Annotated in this window: 17 protein-coding genes; 8 read left to right on the top strand and 9 right to left on the bottom strand. The window is 63.4% G+C overall.

The window, feature by feature from the left end; translation table 11 throughout:
- Positions 1 to 57: 57 nt before the first annotated feature.
- Both AC07PQ_RS20480 and AC07PQ_RS20475 read right to left on the bottom strand, forming a co-directional pair.
- A complete protein-coding gene (locus tag AC07PQ_RS20480; protein ID WP_493186026.1) occupies positions 58 to 1,131 on the bottom strand; it encodes an AI-2E family transporter in 1,074 nt (357 codons plus the stop codon).
- 32 nt (positions 1,132 to 1,163) lie between these two features.
- A complete protein-coding gene (locus AC07PQ_RS20475) occupies positions 1,164 to 2,195 on the bottom strand; it encodes a DUF2066 domain-containing protein (RefSeq protein WP_493186027.1) in 1,032 nt (343 codons plus the stop codon).
- A 386-nt stretch (positions 2,196 to 2,581) separates the two neighbouring features.
- On the opposite strand from AC07PQ_RS20475, the gene purM reads away from it, so the two are divergent.
- The 4 genes from purM to AC07PQ_RS20455 all read left to right on the top strand — a co-directional run bounded on the left by purM (position 2,582) and on the right by AC07PQ_RS20455 (position 5,542).
- The gene (gene purM, locus AC07PQ_RS20470; RefSeq protein WP_007927774.1) at positions 2,582 to 3,640 is read left to right on the top strand and encodes a phosphoribosylformylglycinamidine cyclo-ligase; all 1,059 of its coding nucleotides are present in this window, start codon (positions 2,582 to 2,584) and stop codon (positions 3,638 to 3,640) included.
- A gap of 11 nt (positions 3,641 to 3,651) precedes the next feature.
- Positions 3,652 to 4,302: a phosphoribosylglycinamide formyltransferase gene (gene purN / locus AC07PQ_RS20465; RefSeq protein WP_493186166.1), complete on the top strand. Its 651-nt coding sequence runs from the start codon at positions 3,652 to 3,654 to the stop codon at positions 4,300 to 4,302.
- Positions 4,303 to 4,310: 8 nt separating this feature from the next.
- On the top strand, positions 4,311 to 5,024 hold the full coding sequence (locus AC07PQ_RS20460) for a DUF3108 domain-containing protein (protein WP_007927772.1): 714 nt from the start codon (positions 4,311 to 4,313) through the stop codon (positions 5,022 to 5,024).
- 329 nt (positions 5,025 to 5,353) lie between these two features.
- Complete coding sequence (locus AC07PQ_RS20455; protein WP_025805664.1) at positions 5,354 to 5,542, top strand: hypothetical protein; 189 nt, start codon at positions 5,354 to 5,356, stop codon at positions 5,540 to 5,542.
- A 94-nt stretch (positions 5,543 to 5,636) separates the two neighbouring features.
- Here the strand turns inward: AC07PQ_RS20455 and AC07PQ_RS20450 are convergent, their stop codons facing one another.
- From AC07PQ_RS20450 to AC07PQ_RS20420, 7 genes are all read right to left on the bottom strand, one after another.
- The gene (locus AC07PQ_RS20450) at positions 5,637 to 6,176 is read right to left on the bottom strand and encodes a DUF2058 domain-containing protein (RefSeq protein WP_007927770.1); all 540 of its coding nucleotides are present in this window, start codon (positions 6,174 to 6,176) and stop codon (positions 5,637 to 5,639) included.
- A gap of 27 nt (positions 6,177 to 6,203) precedes the next feature.
- Positions 6,204 to 7,037, bottom strand: coding sequence for a nucleoside triphosphate pyrophosphohydrolase (gene mazG, locus AC07PQ_RS20445; RefSeq protein ID WP_493186028.1), 834 nt, complete (start codon positions 7,035 to 7,037; stop codon positions 6,204 to 6,206).
- Positions 7,038 to 7,163: 126 nt separating this feature from the next.
- Positions 7,164 to 9,407 carry a GTP diphosphokinase gene (gene relA / locus AC07PQ_RS20440; RefSeq protein WP_007927768.1) on the bottom strand — a complete coding sequence of 748 codons (2,244 nt, stop codon included), beginning with the start codon at positions 9,405 to 9,407 and terminating at the stop codon, positions 7,164 to 7,166.
- Between the two features lie 120 nt (positions 9,408 to 9,527).
- The gene (gene rlmD, locus AC07PQ_RS20435; RefSeq protein ID WP_493186029.1) at positions 9,528 to 10,880 is read right to left on the bottom strand and encodes a 23S rRNA (uracil(1939)-C(5))-methyltransferase RlmD; all 1,353 of its coding nucleotides are present in this window, start codon (positions 10,878 to 10,880) and stop codon (positions 9,528 to 9,530) included.
- On the bottom strand, positions 10,880 to 11,782 hold the full coding sequence (gene cysM, locus AC07PQ_RS20430; protein ID WP_007927760.1) for a cysteine synthase CysM: 903 nt from the start codon (positions 11,780 to 11,782) through the stop codon (positions 10,880 to 10,882). The genes rlmD and cysM overlap by 1 nt, the downstream gene beginning before the upstream one ends.
- Positions 11,783 to 11,862: 80 nt before the next feature.
- Positions 11,863 to 13,275 (bottom strand): sensor histidine kinase, encoded by a 1,413-nt coding sequence (locus tag AC07PQ_RS20425; RefSeq protein WP_007927758.1) that lies wholly within the window; start codon positions 13,273 to 13,275, stop codon positions 11,863 to 11,865.
- Positions 13,262 to 13,984, bottom strand: coding sequence for a response regulator transcription factor (locus tag AC07PQ_RS20420; protein ID WP_493186030.1), 723 nt, complete (start codon positions 13,982 to 13,984; stop codon positions 13,262 to 13,264). Before AC07PQ_RS20420 ends, AC07PQ_RS20425 begins: the two co-directional genes overlap by 14 nt.
- Positions 13,985 to 14,204: 220 nt before the next feature.
- Between AC07PQ_RS20420 and AC07PQ_RS20415 the strand changes: the two genes are divergently transcribed.
- The 4 genes from AC07PQ_RS20415 to AC07PQ_RS20400 all read left to right on the top strand — a co-directional run bounded on the left by AC07PQ_RS20415 (position 14,205) and on the right by AC07PQ_RS20400 (position 18,943).
- The gene (locus AC07PQ_RS20415; RefSeq protein WP_101338800.1) at positions 14,205 to 16,958 is read left to right on the top strand and encodes a response regulator; all 2,754 of its coding nucleotides are present in this window, start codon (positions 14,205 to 14,207) and stop codon (positions 16,956 to 16,958) included.
- Between the two features lie 66 nt (positions 16,959 to 17,024).
- Positions 17,025 to 18,014: a 2-hydroxyacid dehydrogenase gene (locus tag AC07PQ_RS20410; protein WP_101338801.1), complete on the top strand. Its 990-nt coding sequence runs from the start codon at positions 17,025 to 17,027 to the stop codon at positions 18,012 to 18,014.
- Between the two features lie 90 nt (positions 18,015 to 18,104).
- The gene (locus AC07PQ_RS20405) at positions 18,105 to 18,542 is read left to right on the top strand and encodes a hypothetical protein (protein WP_009050281.1); all 438 of its coding nucleotides are present in this window, start codon (positions 18,105 to 18,107) and stop codon (positions 18,540 to 18,542) included.
- On the top strand, positions 18,539 to 18,943 hold the full coding sequence (locus AC07PQ_RS20400) for an META domain-containing protein (RefSeq protein WP_007927741.1): 405 nt from the start codon (positions 18,539 to 18,541) through the stop codon (positions 18,941 to 18,943). Before AC07PQ_RS20405 ends, AC07PQ_RS20400 begins: the two co-directional genes overlap by 4 nt.
- Positions 18,944 to 18,972: the final 29 nt, after the last annotated feature.

Raw genomic sequence — 18,972 nt, 5'->3', positions numbered from 1 at the left:
CACTCTCGATGGCACCCGCCCGAAACGCAGGCGCCCCGAAAGCGTTAACCGTGGACGTTACAGCTCGGACTCCTCTACACCGCTATAGATGTCCGAATCCTTGTACAAGTCGTGCACATGGCGCACCAGCACCATGATTACCGCCGCCACCGGTAAGGCCAGCAGGATGCCGGTGAAACCGAACAGCTCGCCACCGGCGAGAATCGAGAAGATCACCGCCACCGGGTGCAGGCCGATCCGGTCGCCCACCAGCAAGGGGGTCAGCACCATGCCCTCCAGGGCCTGGCCGACCATGAACACGGCCACGATGCCGATCATCGGGTACAGGTCGCCGCCGAACTGGAACAACCCGGCAATCAGCGCCGCGCCGATGCCGATGACAAACCCCATGTACGGCACGATGGCCGCCAGGCCGGCAATCAGACCGATCAACAGCCCCAGTTCCAGCCCGACCAGCATCAGGCCCGCCGCATAGATCATCCCCAGGGCCACCATCACCAGCAGCTGACCACGGACGAACGCCCCCAGCACTTCATGGCATTCCCCCGCCAGCGCCACTACACGCTCCTCGCGATCACGGGGCAACAGGCTGCGGATCTTCGCCATCATCAGGTCCCAGTCGCGCAGCAGGTAAAAGCTGACCACCGGAATCAGCACCAGGTTGGCCAGCCAGCCAATCAGCGCCAGGCTGGAGGCCGTTGCCTGGCTCAGGACCACGCCGACGATATCGGTGGTCTGCCCCATGTGCTCGCTGATCGCCGCCTTGACCTTGTCGAACTTCCAGAAACCATCGGACAAGCCCAGCTTGGACTGCGCCCAGGGCATTGCCGTGTGCTGCAGCCAATCGAGCATCTGCGGCGCCAGTTCGTACAGGCGCAGCAGTTGCTTGGCGAGCATAGGCACCAGCACCAGCAACAACGCCATGACGATCAGGGTGAACAGGGCAAATACCGCCACCACGCCCCAGGTGCGCGACAACCCGAGCTTTTCCAGGCGGTCCACCAGCGGATCGAACAGATAGGCCAACAGCAAGGCCACCAGGAACGGCGTCAGGATCGGATGCAACAGGTACACAAATCCACAAAGCAGGACCAACCCACCCAACCAGACCCATCGACGCGTATCAGCCATGAACCACTCCATTGCTTCTATATAAAGAAAACCTACCAGCGAAACCGCAGCTGCGCGGCCGGTGCAGGCGCAGGTGTCGCGCCTTCGACAGTCGGCTGGACAGGCACAGCGCCCGCCGGGACTTCCTGCAACCGTGCCAGGCTCAGTTGCGCACGCAACTGCTCGGCGCTGCCGCTGACCCGGTACACCGAACGATCACCATCGACACTCTGCAAACGCCCACCGAAGGGCTCGAGCAAACGACCCAACGCCGCATAGCGCTCCAGGTTCATGCCCTGCACTTCCAGCAACTGCTCGCTGGATGCGCCCGGCTTGACCGCGAAACGCGGGGCCAGGCGCTGGCTGACCGCCAACAGCACGGCATCGGCCAAGGCCGGCACATCAGCTCCCTGGACGCTGCCCTGTTCCTTCTGGTCACCCAGCCACAGGCGCCATTTGGCCTGCCACTGACCGCCCTCTTCACTGGCATGCACCGCCAGCAGGGCGTCCGCGCCGTAACGCTCCGACGCGGCGCGCAATGGCGCCGGATCGGAACCTTCGAGATTCGGCGCCGTAGCGACAATCTGCTCATTCAGGTCACCCAGCGGCAAACGCAGCGGCAGGCCGCGGTGCAGGGCAGCGCGGCGCAACGGTGTGGCGCTGGCCTGGCCATCGCCCACCAGGCTGGAACCTTCACTGGAGTCGGTCAGCCACCAGCCGAGAATCGACGGGCGATTACTGCCCCACAGCGACAGGCCAGCCTGGCGCAACGCCCGGTCGGTGCTGGCCGGGTCGAAGTCGACCTGCAGGCTTTCGGGAGGACCGGCGTCGTAGCCGTACTGGCTGATGATCTGCTGCGGGTCCTTGCGGATCGCCGCCAGTCCCGGGTTCTGCAGGGCCTTGCTATCGCCGGTCAGGCGCAATACCAGGGTCTCCAGGGCCCGCTGGGTGGCCTGGTCGCGCTCGCCAGGGGACTGGCTGCTGACCGGTTCGCGGACCTGATACAGGTTATTGAGGGTTTCGGCATGACTCGCCAGGCTGACCAATGACAAACAGCCCACAAAAAGAAATTTACCCAAACGCATGGAGGATTCCCGACGACAAAAGGCGGCTGGAACAGACCGCATGAACAGGATTGACCCAGGCTGTGACCACAAAGCCTGGGCAAACATTCACCCGGTCGATGGAAGTTTTCGTGCTGTCATAACGACAGCGGGTACAAGGCTATACCTTATACAGCCCCGAGCGGCGCGATCGACACGCGCAATTGCGGTTTTTTTTAAGCGGATATGCCCTGCCCGTCGGCCCGAGGATGGCCGCTACACCTCAAGCCTGATAAAATCGCGCGCCTTCGCAGACCGGCAACAGCCGGGGTCGCTGAAATGATTGCGCAGCATTGCCGCCGCGACTGTTTCAATGGCCTCCCTGGACTCGGTCGATACCCCCTGAATCCCCCCTAAAGGCCTGGATCATGAGCAAGCAACCCTCCCTGAGCTACAAAGACGCCGGTGTAGACATCGACGCCGGTGAAGCATTGGTCGAACGCATCAAGAGCGTCGCCAAGCGCACTGCGCGCCCGGAAGTCATGGGCGGCCTGGGCGGTTTCGGCGCCCTCTGCGAAATCCCGGCCGGCTACAAGCAGCCAGTACTGGTCTCCGGTACCGACGGCGTGGGCACCAAGCTGCGCCTGGCACTGAACCTGAACAAACACGACAGCATCGGCCAGGACCTGGTCGCCATGTGCGTCAACGACCTGGTGGTCTGCGGTGCCGAGCCGCTGTTCTTCCTCGACTACTACGCCACCGGCAAACTGAACGTCGACGTTGCCGCCACCGTGGTTACCGGTATCGGTGCGGGCTGCGAACTGGCTGGCTGCTCCCTGGTCGGCGGTGAAACCGCTGAAATGCCCGGCATGTACGAAGGCGAAGACTACGACCTGGCCGGCTTCTGCGTCGGCGTGGTGGAAAAAGCCGAAATCATCGACGGCTCCAAGGTTGCCACCGGCGACGCCCTGCTCGCCCTGCCATCGTCCGGCCCGCACTCCAACGGCTACTCGCTGATCCGCAAGATCATCGAAGTCTCCGGTGCCGATATCGAAACCGTCCAGCTCGACGGCAAGCCGCTGACCGAACTGCTGATGGCCCCGACCCGCATCTACGTCAAGCCACTGCTCAAGCTGATCAAGGACACTGGCGCGGTCAAGGCCATGGCCCACATCACCGGCGGCGGCCTGCTGGACAACATTCCGCGTGTCCTGCCAAAAGGCGCCCAGGCCGTGGTCGACGTGGCCAGCTGGCAGCGCCCGGCGGTATTCGACTGGCTGCAAGAGAAAGGCAACGTCGACGAACACGAAATGCACCGCGTGCTGAACTGCGGCGTGGGCATGGTGATCTGCGTGGCTCAGGAGCACGTTGAAAGCGCCCTGAACGTCCTGCGCGAAGCCGGCGAACAACCTTGGGTCATTGGTCAGATCGCTAGCGCCGCCGAAGGCGCTGCCCAGGTCGAGCTGAAAAACCTCAAGGCACATTGATGCAAGAGCTGATGCCAGCCACCTGCGATGTAGTGGTGCTGTTGTCCGGTACCGGCAGCAACTTGCAGGCCCTGATCGACAGTACCGAGGGCGACGACAGCCCGGTACGCATCCGCGCGGTGATATCCAACCGCGCCGACGCCTACGGCCTGCAACGCGCCCAGGACGCGGGTATCGATACCCGCGCCCTCGATCACAAGGCATTCGAAGGCCGCGAGGCCTTCGATGCCGCACTGATCGAACTGATCGACGCCTTCCAGCCCAAGCTCGTGGTGCTTGCCGGATTCATGCGCATTCTCAGCGCGGACTTCGTGCGGCACTATCAGGGTCGCCTGCTCAATATCCATCCTTCGCTGCTACCCAAATACAAAGGGTTACACACTCATCAGCGAGCGCTGGAGGCCGGAGACACCGAGCACGGCTGCAGCGTGCACTTTGTGACAGAGGAACTCGATGGCGGACCACTGGTCGTACAGGCAGTGATCCCGGTAGAGTTGCACGACTCGCCGCAAAGCCTGGCGCAGCGGGTCCACGTCCAGGAACACCGAATTTACCCGATGGCCGTACGCTGGTTTGCCGAAGGTCGACTCACACTCGGCGAACAGGGTGCTTTACTGGATGGTCAGTTACTGGCCGCCAGTGGCCACTTGATTCGTAATTAGGAGATTTTATGCGTCGCGCCCTGCTCTTCGCTTGTGCTCTGCTCGCCCTGCCCTTCGCGCAGGCTGCGGACCTTCAACCCTTCTCCGCCAGCTATACCGCCGACTGGAAACAGCTGCCGATGAGCGGTACCGCCGAACGCAGCCTGGAAAAGAAAGGCGATGGCACCTGGAAGCTGAGCTTCAAGGCTTCGATGATGATCGCCAGCCTGACTGAAGAAAGCACCCTGACGCTCGACAAGGACACCCTGCTGCCGCAGTCCTATCACTTCGAGCGCGGCGGCCTGGGCAAAGCCAAGAAGGCCGATCTGGACTTCGACTGGAATGCCAAGATGGTCACCGGCACCGATCGCGGCGATGCAGTCAAGATCCCGCTCAATCGCGGCATGGTCGACAAATCCACCTACCAGCTCGCTCTGCAGCACGATGTAGCCGCCGGCAAGAAAAGCATGAGCTACCAGGTCGTCGATGATGGCGAAGTCGATACCTACGACTTCCGTGTCCTGGGCTCGGAAAAAGTCGACACCAAGGCCGGCCAGATCGATGCGATCAAGGTCGAGCGCGTGCGCGACCCGACACAAAGCAAACGCATCACCGTCATGTGGTTCGCCAAGGACTGGGATTACCTGCTGGTTCGCCTGCAACAGGTCGAAACCGACGGCAAGGAGTACAACATCATGCTCCTGAACGGCACCGTCAACGGCAAGACCGTCAAAGGCAGCTAAGCCGCACGACAATGAAAAAGCCCCGCCGATGCGGGGCTTTTTTTCGCCTGGTGCTTCCATTTAGCCGCTCAAGCACAGCCCTCCTGGCGACCCAACAGGCTCTCTCGCCGGGCAAAAACACCCAGTACGACAGCCGCCCAACATGAAACTTTTGTCATAAAACTCCGGCCCCTGCGACCGAATGCCACAGTTTCCGCGGCCTGCGGGACTGTTTCGAAATCTGCAAAAGATTGTTGCATTTGAAAGCAATTTACTTAGCCAGCTAACAAAATATATAACGGAGTCCTGCACACGCCTTGCTGCAGATCAATAGAGATTGGAGCTAGCAGATGACTGTAAAAGTAACTGAACGCGACGATTCACACATGTCCCATGAAGGCGTAGCCGCAGGTGTACGGATCTGGGACGTGCATCAACAAGACATGCTGGTGGGAATGTTTCATTCCGAGAGCGATGCCCATAATTACAAGGCCGAACTGGAGAAGCTGGAGCAGAACCGCGCACCGCAAAGCTCCTGATCTCACACTGACTGCCGCGCCTGCCGCCACGCATCGGCAGGCGCTTCAGAAACAACAAACCCCGCTCATGGCGGGGTTTGTTGTTTCTGCGGGTTTACCACATCAGATCGTCAGGGATCTGGTAGGCCGCGTACGGATCGTCCTCGTCCGGCGCCTCGGTCGGCGTGTTGAGCTGAACGATGCGCCGTGGATCGCGCTCCTGGATCTTCAGCGCGGCTTCACGCGGGATGACCTCATAACCGCCGGCATGGTGCACGATGGCCAGCGAGCCGCTGCTCAGCTTGTTGCGCATCAGGGTGTTCACCGACAGGCGCTTGACCTTCTTGTCATCGACGAAGTTGTAGTAGTCCTCGGTGGTCAGCTTCGGCAGGCGCGACACTTCGATCAGTTGCTTGATCTGCGCGGCACGGGCCTTCTGCTCGGCCTTCTCCTGCTGCTGGCGGTTGAGTTCCTGGTCGCGCTTGACCTTCTCGGCCTGCGCCTCCTGGGCCAGGCGCGCCTGGGTATCGTCCGCCTCGACCTGGCCTTTATGGACCAGACGTTGCTGCTTCTGCTTCTCTTTGCTGACCTGTTTGGCCTGCTTTTGGTTGACCAGCCCTGCTTTGAGCAACTGGTCGCGAAGGGAAAGGCTCATTGGTGCTCACTCACTTAGGCAACAGCCTCAGCCACAGCTGGGCAAATTCTTTTCCTGACGTTTGGCTTCGCCCCACAAGGCGTCCAACTCTTCGAGGGTGCAATCTTCCATGGGTCGGCGGGTATCGCGCAATGCCTGCTCGATAAATCGGAACCGTCGCTCGAACTTGGCATTGGCGCCACGCAGGGTGGTTTCCGGATCGACCTTCAGATGTCGGGCCAGGTTGACCACGGCGAACAGCAAGTCGCCCACCTCGTCGGCGATCGCCTGCGGGTCATTCTCGGACATGGCTTCGAGCACTTCATCGAGCTCTTCGCGGATCTTGTCCACCACCGGCAAGGCGTCCGGCCAGTCAAAACCGACCTGGGCCGCGCGTTTTTGCAGCTTGGCCGAACGGGACAGGGCCGGCAGCGCCGTGGGCACATCGTCGAGCAAGGACAACTGCAAAGGCTGCGCCGACTTCTCGGCACGCTCCTCGGCCTTGATCTCTTCCCAGCGCTGCTTGACCTGTTCTTCATCCAGCCGCGGAATATCCAGCGGCGCGTACAGGTCCCCGGTAGGGAATACATGGGGATGGCGACGGATCAGCTTGTGGGTGATGCTGTCGACCACGCCATCGAACTCGAAACGCCCCTCCTCCCGCGCCAGCTGGCTGTAATACACCACCTGGAACAGCAGATCGCCCAGCTCACCCTGCAAATGCTCGAAATCGCCTCGTTCGATGGCATCGGCCACTTCGTAGGCTTCTTCCAGGGTGTGGGGGACGATGGTGGCGTAGCTCTGCTTGATATCCCAAGGGCAGCCGTACTGCGGGTCCCGCAGCCGCGCCATCAGGTGCAACAGGTCTTCAAGGCTGTACATCGCTCACTCTCATTGCCAAACCATGTTTTCTGTAGAAGCGAGGCTTGCCCGCGATAGCGGTATGTCAGACAAATCGCCACCGCGGGCAAGCCGGATCGCCGTCCGCTCGCTCCTACGCTCCGACTTTCAAGGGGTACGGTTACGGCGGGTCTCGATGATGTTCGGCAACTGGGAAATACGCCCCAGCAACCGCCCCAACGCGTCCAGCCCCGGAATCTCGATGGTCAGGGACATCAGCGCAGTGTTGTCCTCCTTGTTCGAGCGGGTGTTGACCGCCAGCACGTTGATCCGCTCGTTGAGCAGCACCTGGGACACGTCACGCAGCAGGCCGGAGCGGTCGTAGGCGCGAATGATGATGTCCACCGGATAGGTTTGCACCGGCACCGGGCCCCAACTGACCTGGATGATCCGCTCCGGCTCGCGGCCGGCCAGTTGCAGCACCGAGGCACAGTCCTGGCGGTGAATGCTCACCCCACGGCCCTGGGTGATGTAACCGACGATCGCATCCCCCGGCAGCGGCTGGCAGCAGCCGGCCATCTGGGTCAGCAGGTTGCCGACGCCCTGGATCTGGATGTCGCCGCGCTTGCCGGGCTTGTAGCCGGTGGCCTTGCGCGGGATCAGTTCCAGCTGTTCGTTGCCGCGTTCCGGCTCCACCAGTTGCTGAGCCAGGTTGACCAGTTGCGCCAGACGCAGGTCGCCCGCGCCCAGGGCGGCAAACATGTCCTCGGCGGTTTTCATGTTGGCCTTGTCGGCCAGCTTGTCGAAATCCACCTGCGGCAGGTCGAGGCGATTGAGTTCGCGTTCGAGCAGGGTCTTGCCCGCCGCCACGTTCTGATCCCGCGCCTGCAGCTTGAACCAGTGGACGATCTTCGCCCGCGCCCGCGAGGTGGTGACATACCCCAGGTTCGGGTTCAGCCAGTCGCGGCTCGGCGTGCCGTGCTTGCTGGTGATGATCTCGACCTGCTCGCCGGTCTGCAGGCTGTAGTTGAGCGGCACGATGCGCCCGTTGATCTTCGCGCCCCGGCAGTTATGACCGATCTCGGTGTGCACGCGGTAGGCGAAGTCCAGCGGGGTCGCGCCTTTCGGCAAGTCGATGGCGTGACCGTCGGGGGTGAAGATGTAGACCCGGTCCGGCTCGATATCCACCCGCAGTTGCTCGGCCAGGCCGCCGATATCCCCCAGTTCCTCATGCCACTCGAGCACCTGACGCAGCCAGGAGATTTTCTCTTCGTAGTGGTTGGAACCGGATTTGACGTCGGTGCCCTTGTAGCGCCAGTGGGCGCAGACCCCCAGCTCGGCCTCTTCGTGCATCGCGTGGGTGCGGATCTGCACTTCCAGGACCTTGCCCTCAGGGCCGATGACCGCCGTGTGCAGCGAGCGGTAACCGTTCTCCTTGGGGTTGGCGATGTAGTCGTCGAACTCTTTCGGAATGTGCCGCCACAGGGTGTGGACGATCCCCAGCGCGGTGTAGCAGTCGCGCATTTCCGGGACCAGCACACGCACCGCGCGCACGTCGTAGATCTGGCTGAACTCCAGGCCCTTGCGCTGCATTTTGCGCCAGATCGAATAGATATGTTTGGCCCGGCCACTGATGTCGGCGTCGACGCCGGTGGCCCGCAGCTCATTCTGCAGCTGATTCATCACGTCGGAGATGAAACGCTCGCGATCAAGGCGCCGCTCGTGCAGCAACTTGGCGATCTGCTTGTACTGCTCAGGCTCCAGGTAGCGGAAGGACAGGTCCTCCAGCTCCCATTTGATATGGCCGATACCGAGGCGATGCGCCAGCGGTGCATAGATGTCGAAAACTTCCCGGGCGACCCGGTTGCGCTTCTCGTCGTCGGCGTTTTTCACCGCGCGGATCGCGCAGGTCCGCTCGGCCAGCTTGATCAGGGCCACACGCACGTCATCGACCATCGCCACCAGCATCTTGCGCAGGTTTTCCACCTGGGCCTGGGTGCCGAGCACGAGGGATTGGCGGGGGCTGAGGCTGGCGCTGATCGCCGCCATGCGCAGCACGCCGTCGATCAGTTTGGCCACCACCGGGCCGAAGCGCTGGCTGACGGCCGGCAGCGGGATCTGGCCTTCGCGGACGCCACGGTAGAGTACCGCGGCCACCAGCGAATCCTGATCCAGCTTGAGGTCGGCGAGGATCTCCGCGATCTCCAGGCCAGTGCTGAAACTCGACATGTCCTCGCCGCTGAGATTCTTCGCCGCGATGTGTTGTTGCTCTGCCTCACGAGCAAACTCGCAGGCTTCTTTCAAGGCTTCACGGTCCAGTGCCATGTCGACGCTGACCGCATGATCGAGCCACGCCTCGAGATTGATACTGCCGTCGGTGTTGATCGGCTGGTGCGCTCTCACCTGTACCATCTTGCTTTACCTTCCCTACGACGCACATTCAATGCGTCAAATCGCTGACCTTCACTGCCAGTATTTCCTCGCTGGGCCGGCGAGTGCTGCCTGACGGGCCAACGGATTAGACGAGCCATCCTAGCTCGCTTCAAATAACGCCATGGCCTCGACATGTGCCGTCTGAGGAAACATATCGAGGATCCCGGCACGTTTTAACCGGTAGCCCTGTCTGACCAGTTCGACTGTGTCACGCGCCAGAGTGGCAGGGTTGCATGACACATAAACCAGGCGCTTGGCGCCCAGGCTCGCAAGCTTGCGTACCACCTCGAAAGCACCGTCCCGAGGTGGGTCCAAGAGTACCGCAGAAAAGCCTTCGCGGGCCCACTCGGCGTCGCTCAGGGGCTGCGATAAATCGGCCTGAAAAAACCGGGTGTTATGCAAATTGTTGCTAGCAGCATTCTGCGCCGCACGCGCGACCATGGTCGCCACCCCTTCGACCGCCACCACTTCCCGAACGTTCTGCGCCAGCGGCAAGGCAAAGTTGCCCAAGCCACAAAAAAGGTCCAGCACGCGCTCGTCGGCCTGTGGCGCCAGCCATTCCAGGGCCTGGGTCACCATCGCCTCGTTGACCCCGGCGTTGACCTGGACAAAGTCTCCCGGCCGATAAGCCAGCTGCAGATTCCAGGGCTCCAGGCGATAGCCCAGGGCCTGGTCCGGGTCCACTGGTTGCGGCTCGCCTTCGCCATGCAGCCACAACTGGGCCTCATGGAATGCGCAGAACGCCTGGAGAATCTCCAGGTCGGCCGCGGACAACGGCGCCATATGGCGCAGCAGCACGGCAATCGCCGAACCGCTGAACAATTCCACATGCCCCAGTGCCTGCGGTTTGCTCAGGCGCTGCAGCATGGCCGGCAAGCGGCTCATGATCGGTTGCAAGGGCTGTACCAGCACCGGGCATTCGTCGATGGCGACGATGTCCTGGCTGCCGGCGGCGCGAAAACCCACTTCGAGCTTTTTCGCCTTGGCGTCCCAGCGCACCGCAACCCGCGCCCGGCGCCGGTAGCCGAACTCCGGACCGCTCAAGGGCGCCGCCCACACCTCTGGCTCGACACCGGCGACCCGCGACAGCTGCTCGGCGAGCATGCGCTGTTTCAGGGCAAGCTGTTCGTCATGGGGCAGATGCTGCACGCTGCAGCCACCACAACGGCCGGCATGGGCACATGGCGCCGGGCGCCGCAGATCGCTGGCGCTGAACACCCGCTCGGTACGGGCTTCCACCACTTTGCCGTGGGCGCCCAACACGCGCGCCTCGACCTCTTCGCCCGCCAATGCGCCAGCGACGAACCAGGTACGTCCTTCCAGGAAGGCAATGCCGCGACCATCATTGGCCAGGCGCTCGATGGTCAGGCGCTGTTTTTTACCGACGGGTATCTGCGCAGCCCGGCTGCCGCCCGAAGGCTGGAAGCGCAGGCCTCTGACTGGCTTAGCCATCAGTTGGGCGCATCGAAGATGCCGGTCGACAGGTAACGGTCGCCACGGTCACAGATGATCGCGACAATCACCGCGTTTTCGACTTCGCGGGACAGGCGCAACATCGCCGCCACCGCACCGCCCGAGGACACGCCGCAGAAGATGCCTTCTTCGCGGGCCAGGCGCCGGGTCACCTCTTCGGCTTCGCTTTGCGCCATGTCGACGATGCGATCGACGCGACTGGCCTGGTAGATCTTCGGCAGGTATTCCTGCGGCCAGCGGCGAATGCCGGGAATGGCCGAGCCTTCCATCGGTTGCAGGCCGATGATCTGCACGTTCGGGTTCTGTTCCTTCAGATAACGCGAGGTGCCCATGATGGTGCCAGTGGTACCCATGGAGCTGACGAAATGGGTGATGGTGCCCTCGGTCTGCCGCCAGATTTCCGGGCCGGTGCCGGTGTAGTGCGCCTCCGGGTTGTCACCGTTGGCGAACTGGTCGAGCACCTTGCCACGACCTTCGGCCTGCATCCTTTCGGCCAGGTCGCGCGCGCCTTCCATGCCCTCTTCCTGGCTGACCAGGATCAGTTCGGCACCATAGGCGGTCATCGCCGCCTTGCGCTCGGCACTGGAGTTGTCGGGCATGATCAGGATCATCTTGTAGCCCTTGATCGCCGCGGCCATGGCCAGGGCAATCCCGGTGTTGCCCGAGGTCGCTTCGATCAGCGTATCGCCGGGGTGAATCTGCCCACGCAGCTCGGCGCGAGTGATCATCGACAGCGCCGGGCGGTCCTTGACCGAACCCGCCGGGTTATTGCCCTCGAGCTTGAGCAGCAGGGTGTTGCTGGTGACGCCAGGCAGGCGCTGCAAACGGACCAGCGGGGTGTTGCCGACGCAATCGGCGATGGTGGGGTACTGCAAGGTCATGGCGTATTCGCAATCCGGACTGCGGGGGCGACTATCATACCGGCAAACGTTCGCAGGCCATATCACGCAAAGTGAGGGTCTTATGGCTTAACGATATAAGGCAGCGAATCAGCTTCGGGCGAAGGCGCTTCCATCACAACCGTAGCCCGCAGGCGCATGTTCAAACGCAGCCCACGCCCGGTATTTTCCGCCCACAGCTGGCCGCCCTGACGCTGCACGGCGTTGCGCGCAATACTCAACCCCAGGCCAAAACCGCCATGGCCCGGGCGCGAGCCGTCGAGGCGGATAAAGGGATCGAAGATCCGCTGCAGATCGGCGTCGGCCACGCCAGGCCCTTCATCCTCCAGCCACAGCAACCAATGCTCGCCCTGGCGCTGGCCGTCCAGCAGCACACGACCGCCCGCGGGCGAATGGCGAATGGCATTGCGCAGAATGTTTTCCAAGGCCTGGGCCAGGGTATTGAGATTGCCCCGGACCCAGCACGAGGCGTCCAGCGCGCAATGCAGTTGCGTGGCGGACCAGGCGCTTTCGAAGCAGGCGTTTTCCGTGAGCATTTCCCACAGGGCCTGGATCTGGATGTCTTCCTCGGCCAGCGGTGCCCGCTCGGTGTCGAGCCAGGCCAGTTGCAAGGTGTCGTCCACCAGCCGCTGCATGCCATCGACTTCCCGCGCCAGCCGCTCGCGCAGTGCTGGCAGGCTCTGCTCGCCGTCACAGGCGACCCGCAGGCGACTCAGGGGCGTGCGCAATTCATGGGAAAGATCGCGCAGCAATTGTTGCTGCAAGGCCACGGTGCCCTGCAGGCGCTCGGACATCTGGTCGAACGCCCGGCCCAGCTCACCCAACTCGTCCTGCCGACTGGTGGTCTGGCTCGACAGCCGCGCATTCAGTTGATCGGCGCGCCAGGCGTTGGCCTGTTCGCGCAGCTGGTTCAGCGGCACTACCAGCAGTCGATACAGCCCGACACACAGCAGCAGGGTGAACAGGCCGGGAATCACGCCATTGGTCAGCACCCGCCAGAACACCCGGTAGCGCCCGGGCATGAAGCGCTGGGGCAGCTCGATCACCAGGCTGCCAGCGGACGGGTCGTTGGGAAACGCAATCTTCAGCCAGGGCAAGCCACGGGTATGCCGGCTGACCGGCCAATCCAGGCCGCGCAGGAACGTCAGGTGCTGGCTCTCGGCTTCGCTCAGCGGATAACTGCTCAGCGATTGCAGGTCGCGGCCGATGACCCCGACCCAATGGCGCTCGCGCTCGGCCATGCCCTGCAGCCAGGCATCGACCCCGGCGCTCTGCCCCTGGTTCCAGGCCCGTTCGGCTTCGGCGGCGTAGCCGGTCAGCGTGCCGCGGGCCTCGTCGGAAAGGAACAGGTTCTTCTGTTCCATGTAGCGGCCCCAGGACCAGCTCAGCCAGATCATCAGCAGGCAGAACGCGACCAACAGGCAGGCCAGCTTCCAGAACAGCGAATGCCTGCCGGGCAGCTCAGGCCATTTCATCGACGGCACTCAGCACATAGCCCTTGCCCCAGACGGTGCGCACTTCCCGCGCGACATAACCGATGGCCTTGAGTTTGCGGCGGATCTGGCTGATGTGCATGTCCAGGCTGCGATCATGGGGCGCATAGCCGCGCTGCAGCACATGCTGATAAAGGAAGGGTTTGCTCAGGACCTCGTCGCCGTTGCGGTTGAGCGTCTCCAGCAGGCGGTATTCGCTGCGGGTCAGCCCGGCCCACTGTTGCCCGTAATGCACGTCGCACAGCTCGTCGTCGAAACGCAGGCCCTGGGCTTCCTGCCTGAGCGGCGCCGAGGCCGGCCGGCGATCCAGGGCCACGCGCCGCAGGATGGCTTCGATCCGTACCCGCAGCTCGGCCATGCTGAAGGGCTTGGGCAGATAATCGTCGGCCCCCAGGCGAAAACCGCTGATGCGATCGGCCTCGGCCCCCAGTGCCGACATCAGCAGCACCGGCGTGGAATGGCTCTGGCGAAAATGGGTGAGCACCGTCAGCCCGTCCATCCCCGGCAGCAGGATGTCCATCAGCACCACATCGAAAGGTTGCTGGCGAGCCATCGTCAGGCCTTCCTGGCCGTTCTGGCACCAGGTGACATCAAACCCACAACGGCCCAATTGCTCATGCACATAGGCACCGAGCACCAGGTCGTCTTCGATACTCAGGATCCGGGGATGGCCGACAGATACGGGATTCATTAGCTTCTGCAAGTAATTCTCAGTTGGGCGATTATTCAAGATTGTCCGCGGCCGGGCAACCGACACCGGTCGACAAAGCGCTCGCTAACCCGCGGCACCTGAGCGGTTCGACGGTTAATTTTGCGAAGATTGCGGCAAAGCAAATGGCTACACTGCGCAGGTGGTGCGCACCGGATGTGCGCAGGGTTCATTCAAAACGGCGTGGTAGCAGGAGAGTTGCGTGCTTAAGAAACTGGGGATCAAAGGCCGCGTGCTGTTACTGACCTTGCTGCCAACCAGCCTGATGGCGTTGGTGCTGGGCGGTTATTTCACCTGGATGCAGCAGTCGGACCTGCAAACCCAGCTTCTGCAACGCGGCGAAATGATCGCCGAGCAACTGGCGCCCCTGGTGGCACCGGCCCTGGCCCACAAGAACACCGCCCTGCTGGAACGCATCGCCACCCAGTCCCTGGAACAGCAGGACGTGCGCGCAGTGACCTTCCTCGCGCCCGACCGCACGCCCCTGGCCCATGCCGGCCCGAGCATGCTCAACCAGGCGCCGACCGGTAACGGCAGCCAGATGCTGCAACGCACCGGCAGCGACGCCACCCGCTATCTGCTGCCGGTGTTCGGCCGCCACCGCAACCTGGCCGGCGACCTGATTCCCGACGAGTCCGACCGCCTGCTCGGCTGGGTCGAGCTGGAGCTGTCCCATAACAGCATGCTGTTGCGCGGCTACCGCAGCCTGTTCGCCAGCCTGCTGCTGATTATCGCCGGGCTGATCTGCACCGGCCTGCTGGCGCTGCGCATGGGGCGCACCATCAACAACCCGCTGAGCCAGATCAAACATGCCGTTACCCAACTCAAGGACGGCAACCTGGAAACCCGCCTGCCCTTGCTCGGCAGCCAGGAGCTGGACGAGCTGGCCTCGGGCATCAACCGCATGGCCGGCACCCTGCAGAATGCCCAGGAAGAATTGCAACACAGCATCGACCAGGCCACCGAGGACGTCCGGCAAAACCTGGAAACCATCGAGATCCAGAACATCGAACTGGACCTGGCGCGCAAGGAGGCCCTGGAGGCCAGCCGGATCAAATCGGAATTCCTGGCCAACATGAGTCACGAAATCCGCACGCCGCTCAACGGCATCCTCGGTTTCACCCACCTGCTGCAGAAAAGCGAACTGACCCCGCGCCAGCTGGATTACCTGGGCACCATCGAAAAGTCCGCCGACAGCCTGCTGGGAATCATCAACGAAATTCTCGACTTCTCGAAAATCGAAGCCGGCAAGCTGGTGCTCGACAGTATTCCGTTCAACCTGCGCGACCTGTTGCAGGACACCCTGACCATCCTCGCCCCGGCCGCCCACGCCAAGCAGCTGGAACTGGTCAGCCTGGTGTATCGCGATACCCCGCTGTCGCTGGTGGGCGACCCGCTGCGCCTCAAGCAGATCCTCACCAACCTGGTGAGCAACGCCATCAAGTTCACCCGCGAAGGCACCATCGTCGCCCGCGCCATGCTCGAAGAAGAACACGAAGACAGCGTGCAACTGCGCATCAGCATTCAGGACACCGGCATCGGCCTGTCGAACCAGGACGTGCGTGCCCTGTTCCAAGCCTTCAGCCAGGCCGACAACTCGTTGTCGCGCCAGCCTGGCGGTACCGGCCTGGGGCTGGTGATTTCCAAGCGCCTGATCGAACAGATGGGTGGCGAGATCGGCGTCGACAGCACGCCCGGCGAAGGTTCGGAGTTCTGGATCAGCCTGCGCCTGCCGAAAACCCGCGACGACGCCGAAGACCTGCCAGCCCCGCCGCTGCTCGGCAGGCGGATCGCGGTCCTGGAGAACCATGAACTGGCGCGCCAGGCCCTGCAGCATCAACTCGAGGACTGCGGCCTGGAAGTGACGCCGTTCAATACCCTGGAAGCCCTGACCAACGGCGTGACCGGAGTGCATCAGACCGAACAGGCGATCGATCTGGCAGTGCTCGGCATCACCACCAACGACATGCCGCCGGAACGCCTCAACCAGCACATCTGGGACCTCGAACACCTGGGCTGCAAAGTACTGGTGCTGTGCCCGACCACCGAACAGACGCTCTTCCATCTGTCGGTGCCCAACCCTCACAGCCAGTTGCAGGCCAAACCGGCCTGCACCCGCAAACTGCGGCGCGCCCTGGCCGACCTGGTCAACCCCAAGGTGGTGCGCAACGAGCCGAGCGAACCGATCGCCAGTCGCCCGCCACGGGTGCTGTGTGTCGATGACAACCCGGCCAACCTGCTGCTGGTGCAGACCCTGCTCGAAGACATGGGCGCCAAGGTGCTCGCGGTCGACAGCGGCTATGCGGCGGTCAAGGCGGTGCAGAACGAATCCTTCGATCTGGTGATGATGGACGTGCAGATGCCCGGCATGGACGGCCGCCAGAGCACCGAGGCGATTCGCCAGTGGGAGAGCGAGCGCAACTGCACGCCGCTGCCGGTGATCGCCCTCACCGCCCACGCCATGGCCAACGAAAAACGCGCACTGCTGCAAAGCGGCATGGACGACTACCTGACCAAGCCCATCAGTGAGCGGCAACTGGCTCAGGTGGTGCTGAAGTGGACCGGTCTGGCCCTGCGCAACCAGGGGCCGGAACGCACTGGCGAACCGTCCGGCAACGGCCTCGAGCTGCAAGTGCTGGATCACGACGAAGGTTTGCGCCTGGCCGCCGGCAAGGCAGACCTGGCCGCCGACATGCTGGCGATGCTCCTGGCCTCGCTGGAGGCCGACCGTGAAGCGATTCGCGCCGCCCGTGCCGCCAACGACCACAATGCGCTGATCGAACGGGTCCACCGTCTGCACGGGGCGACCCGCTACTGCGGAGTGCCGCAGTTGCGCGCCGCCTGCCAGCGCAGCGAAACCCTGCTCAAGCAGGAAGACGTCAAGGCCTTCGCCGCCCTCGACGAACTCGAACGGGCCATCAACCGCCTGGCCACGGAGGCCCGCATCAACGCCTGACCCAGAGCAACGACAGGTTTGCCCCGAAGGTTCATGCTCGGGGCAACCTCCCACAAGGACGACGCCATGCGCACGATTCTCTTCAGCAGCCAGAACTATGACCGCGACAGCTTCCTCGGTGCCGAGTTGCCGCCGGGCATCGAGCTGCAGTTCCAGGCCGCGCGCCTGAGCCTGGACACCGCGGCCCTGGCGGAGCACCACGAAGTGGTCTGCGCCTTTATCAACGACGACCTGAGCGCCCCGGTGCTGGAGCAACTGGCCGCCGGCGGCACGCGCCTGATCGCGCTGCGCTCGGCCGGCTACAACCATGTCGACCTGGCCGCGGCCAAACGCCTGGGCCTGAGCGTGGTCCGGGTCCCGGCCTATTCTCCCCATGCCGTGGCCGAGCATGCCGTGGCCCTGATCCTGGCGCTGAACCGCCGCCTGCACCGCGCCTACAACCGCACCCGCGAAGGCGACTTCAGCCTGCACGGCCTGACCGGCTTCGACCTGGTGGGAAAAACCGTCGGCATCGTCGGCACCGGGCAAATCGGCGCGACATTTGCCCGGATCATGGCCGGCTTCGGCTGCCAGTTGCTGGCCCACGATCCCTTCCCCAACCCGCAAGTCGAGGCCCTGGGCGCACGTTACCTGAGCCTGCCGGAGCTGCTGGCCCAGGCGCAGATCGTCAGCCTGCACTGCCCGCTCACCGCCGACAGCAAACACCTGATCAACCGCCAGAGCCTGGCCCGGATGCAACCGGGCGCAATGCTGATCAACACCGGCCGCGGCGGCCTGGTGGATACCCCGGCACTGATCGAGGCCCTGAAGAACGGCCAACTGGGCTACCTGGGGCTGGATGTCTACGAAGAGGAGGCGCAGCTGTTCTTCGAGGACCGCTCCGACCTGCCGCTACAGGACGACGTGCTGGCGCGGCTGCTGACCTTCCCCAACGTGATTGTCACCGCCCACCAGGCGTTCCTCACCCGCGAGGCCCTGGCGGCGATCGCCGACACCACCTTGCACAACATCGTCGCCTGGGCCGCCGGCGCGCCCTGCAACCGGGTGGAAGGCTGAGTCGACGGACCGGCGGTAAGCGAAGGTCATCTGCCTGCAACCTGAGCTATCGGGGTGCGTGCTAGCATACGCGCCAGATTTGGAGGACCCATGGTCGAACACGATTTCCGCTACAGCCTGATGAACCCGCAACACACTCTGATCGAATGCCGCGCCCTGGTGCCCGGCCGCTATCAGGTCACCGGCAACGGTGGTTCCATCCGCAACGACGACGTGCTGATCGTCACCCTCAAGGGCAGCAAGGACCTGTCGATGCGCCTGACGGTGGAAACCGTGCGGCACCTGATCAACCCGGTCGGCCAGTGGGTCGCCGTGGCCCGTGGTCCGGTATTCGGCGAGCTGGCGATCCATCAGTGGCAGGTCAACTGCGACAGCTGCGCGGCCGAGCTGAGCTTCGAGTTCGCGGTGGACGCCAAGCTGGGCAGCAAGGCGCAAAAGCCCGCGGCCAGCGCGCGGATCGCCGAGCTGGGCTGGATCAGCGAAGGGGAAAAACACCTCTGCCCGAAATGCCAGCGAGCCGCCCAATGAAACGCCTGGCGTTGACCGCCGCGTTCGGCGCCGGCCTGCTGGGTTGCGCGGCGGAGCCGGTGAAACTGCAGCAGGATCGCAGCTACATCCTGGAGTGGATCGGCGAGCGTCCGCTGATCGACTACAGCCACCTGACCATCACCCTCGGTGAAGACGGTCGCGCCTACGGCAACGGCGGCTGCAACCACTGGTTCGCGCCCTATACCCTGGACGGCGACAAGCTCAGCTTCGGCAAGGTCGGCAGCACCCGCAAGCTGTGCGCGCCAGCCCTGATGGAGCAGGAACGACGCTTCCTGCAGGCGTTGGAAACCGTCCAGCGCTGGGACATTTCCCCAATCGAGCAAGTGCGCTTCTGGCCGGCCGAAGGCAAGCCGTTGCGCTGGTGGCTCGAGGAAGGTTGACCGCCCCTCTTGTAGCCGCTGCCGCAGGC

It is taken from the genome of Pseudomonas sp. GW821-FHT09E12 (assembly GCF_059416085.1).
Note: the sequence above shows the minus strand (reverse complement) of the source record. Positions and strands in the feature narration are given on the sequence as shown.

Coding starts and splice junctions, on each gene's coding strand:
- AC07PQ_RS20400 (WP_007927741.1), top strand. CDS start 18,539: ATGAAACGCCTGGCGTTGACCGCCGCGTTCGGCGCCGGCCTGCTGGGT.
- AC07PQ_RS20420 (WP_493186030.1), bottom strand. CDS start 13,984: ATGAATCCCGTATCTGTCGGCCATCCCCGGATCCTGAGTATCGAAGAC.
- relA (WP_007927768.1), bottom strand. CDS start 9,407: ATGGTACAGGTGAGAGCGCACCAGCCGATCAACACCGACGGCAGTATC.
- AC07PQ_RS20425 (WP_007927758.1), bottom strand. CDS start 13,275: ATGAAATGGCCTGAGCTGCCCGGCAGGCATTCGCTGTTCTGGAAGCTG.
- AC07PQ_RS20480 (WP_493186026.1), bottom strand. CDS start 1,131: ATGGCTGATACGCGTCGATGGGTCTGGTTGGGTGGGTTGGTCCTGCTT.
- AC07PQ_RS20475 (WP_493186027.1), bottom strand. CDS start 2,195: ATGCGTTTGGGTAAATTTCTTTTTGTGGGCTGTTTGTCATTGGTCAGC.
- AC07PQ_RS20450 (WP_007927770.1), bottom strand. CDS start 6,176: ATGAGCCTTTCCCTTCGCGACCAGTTGCTCAAAGCAGGGCTGGTCAAC.
- rlmD (WP_493186029.1), bottom strand. CDS start 10,880: ATGGCTAAGCCAGTCAGAGGCCTGCGCTTCCAGCCTTCGGGCGGCAGC.
- AC07PQ_RS20410 (WP_101338801.1), top strand. CDS start 17,025: ATGCGCACGATTCTCTTCAGCAGCCAGAACTATGACCGCGACAGCTTC.
- AC07PQ_RS20455 (WP_025805664.1), top strand. CDS start 5,354: ATGACTGTAAAAGTAACTGAACGCGACGATTCACACATGTCCCATGAA.
- AC07PQ_RS20405 (WP_009050281.1), top strand. CDS start 18,105: ATGGTCGAACACGATTTCCGCTACAGCCTGATGAACCCGCAACACACT.
- AC07PQ_RS20460 (WP_007927772.1), top strand. CDS start 4,311: ATGCGTCGCGCCCTGCTCTTCGCTTGTGCTCTGCTCGCCCTGCCCTTC.
- purM (WP_007927774.1), top strand. CDS start 2,582: ATGAGCAAGCAACCCTCCCTGAGCTACAAAGACGCCGGTGTAGACATC.
- purN (WP_493186166.1), top strand. CDS start 3,652: ATGCCAGCCACCTGCGATGTAGTGGTGCTGTTGTCCGGTACCGGCAGC.
- cysM (WP_007927760.1), bottom strand. CDS start 11,782: ATGACCTTGCAGTACCCCACCATCGCCGATTGCGTCGGCAACACCCCG.
- mazG (WP_493186028.1), bottom strand. CDS start 7,037: ATGTACAGCCTTGAAGACCTGTTGCACCTGATGGCGCGGCTGCGGGAC.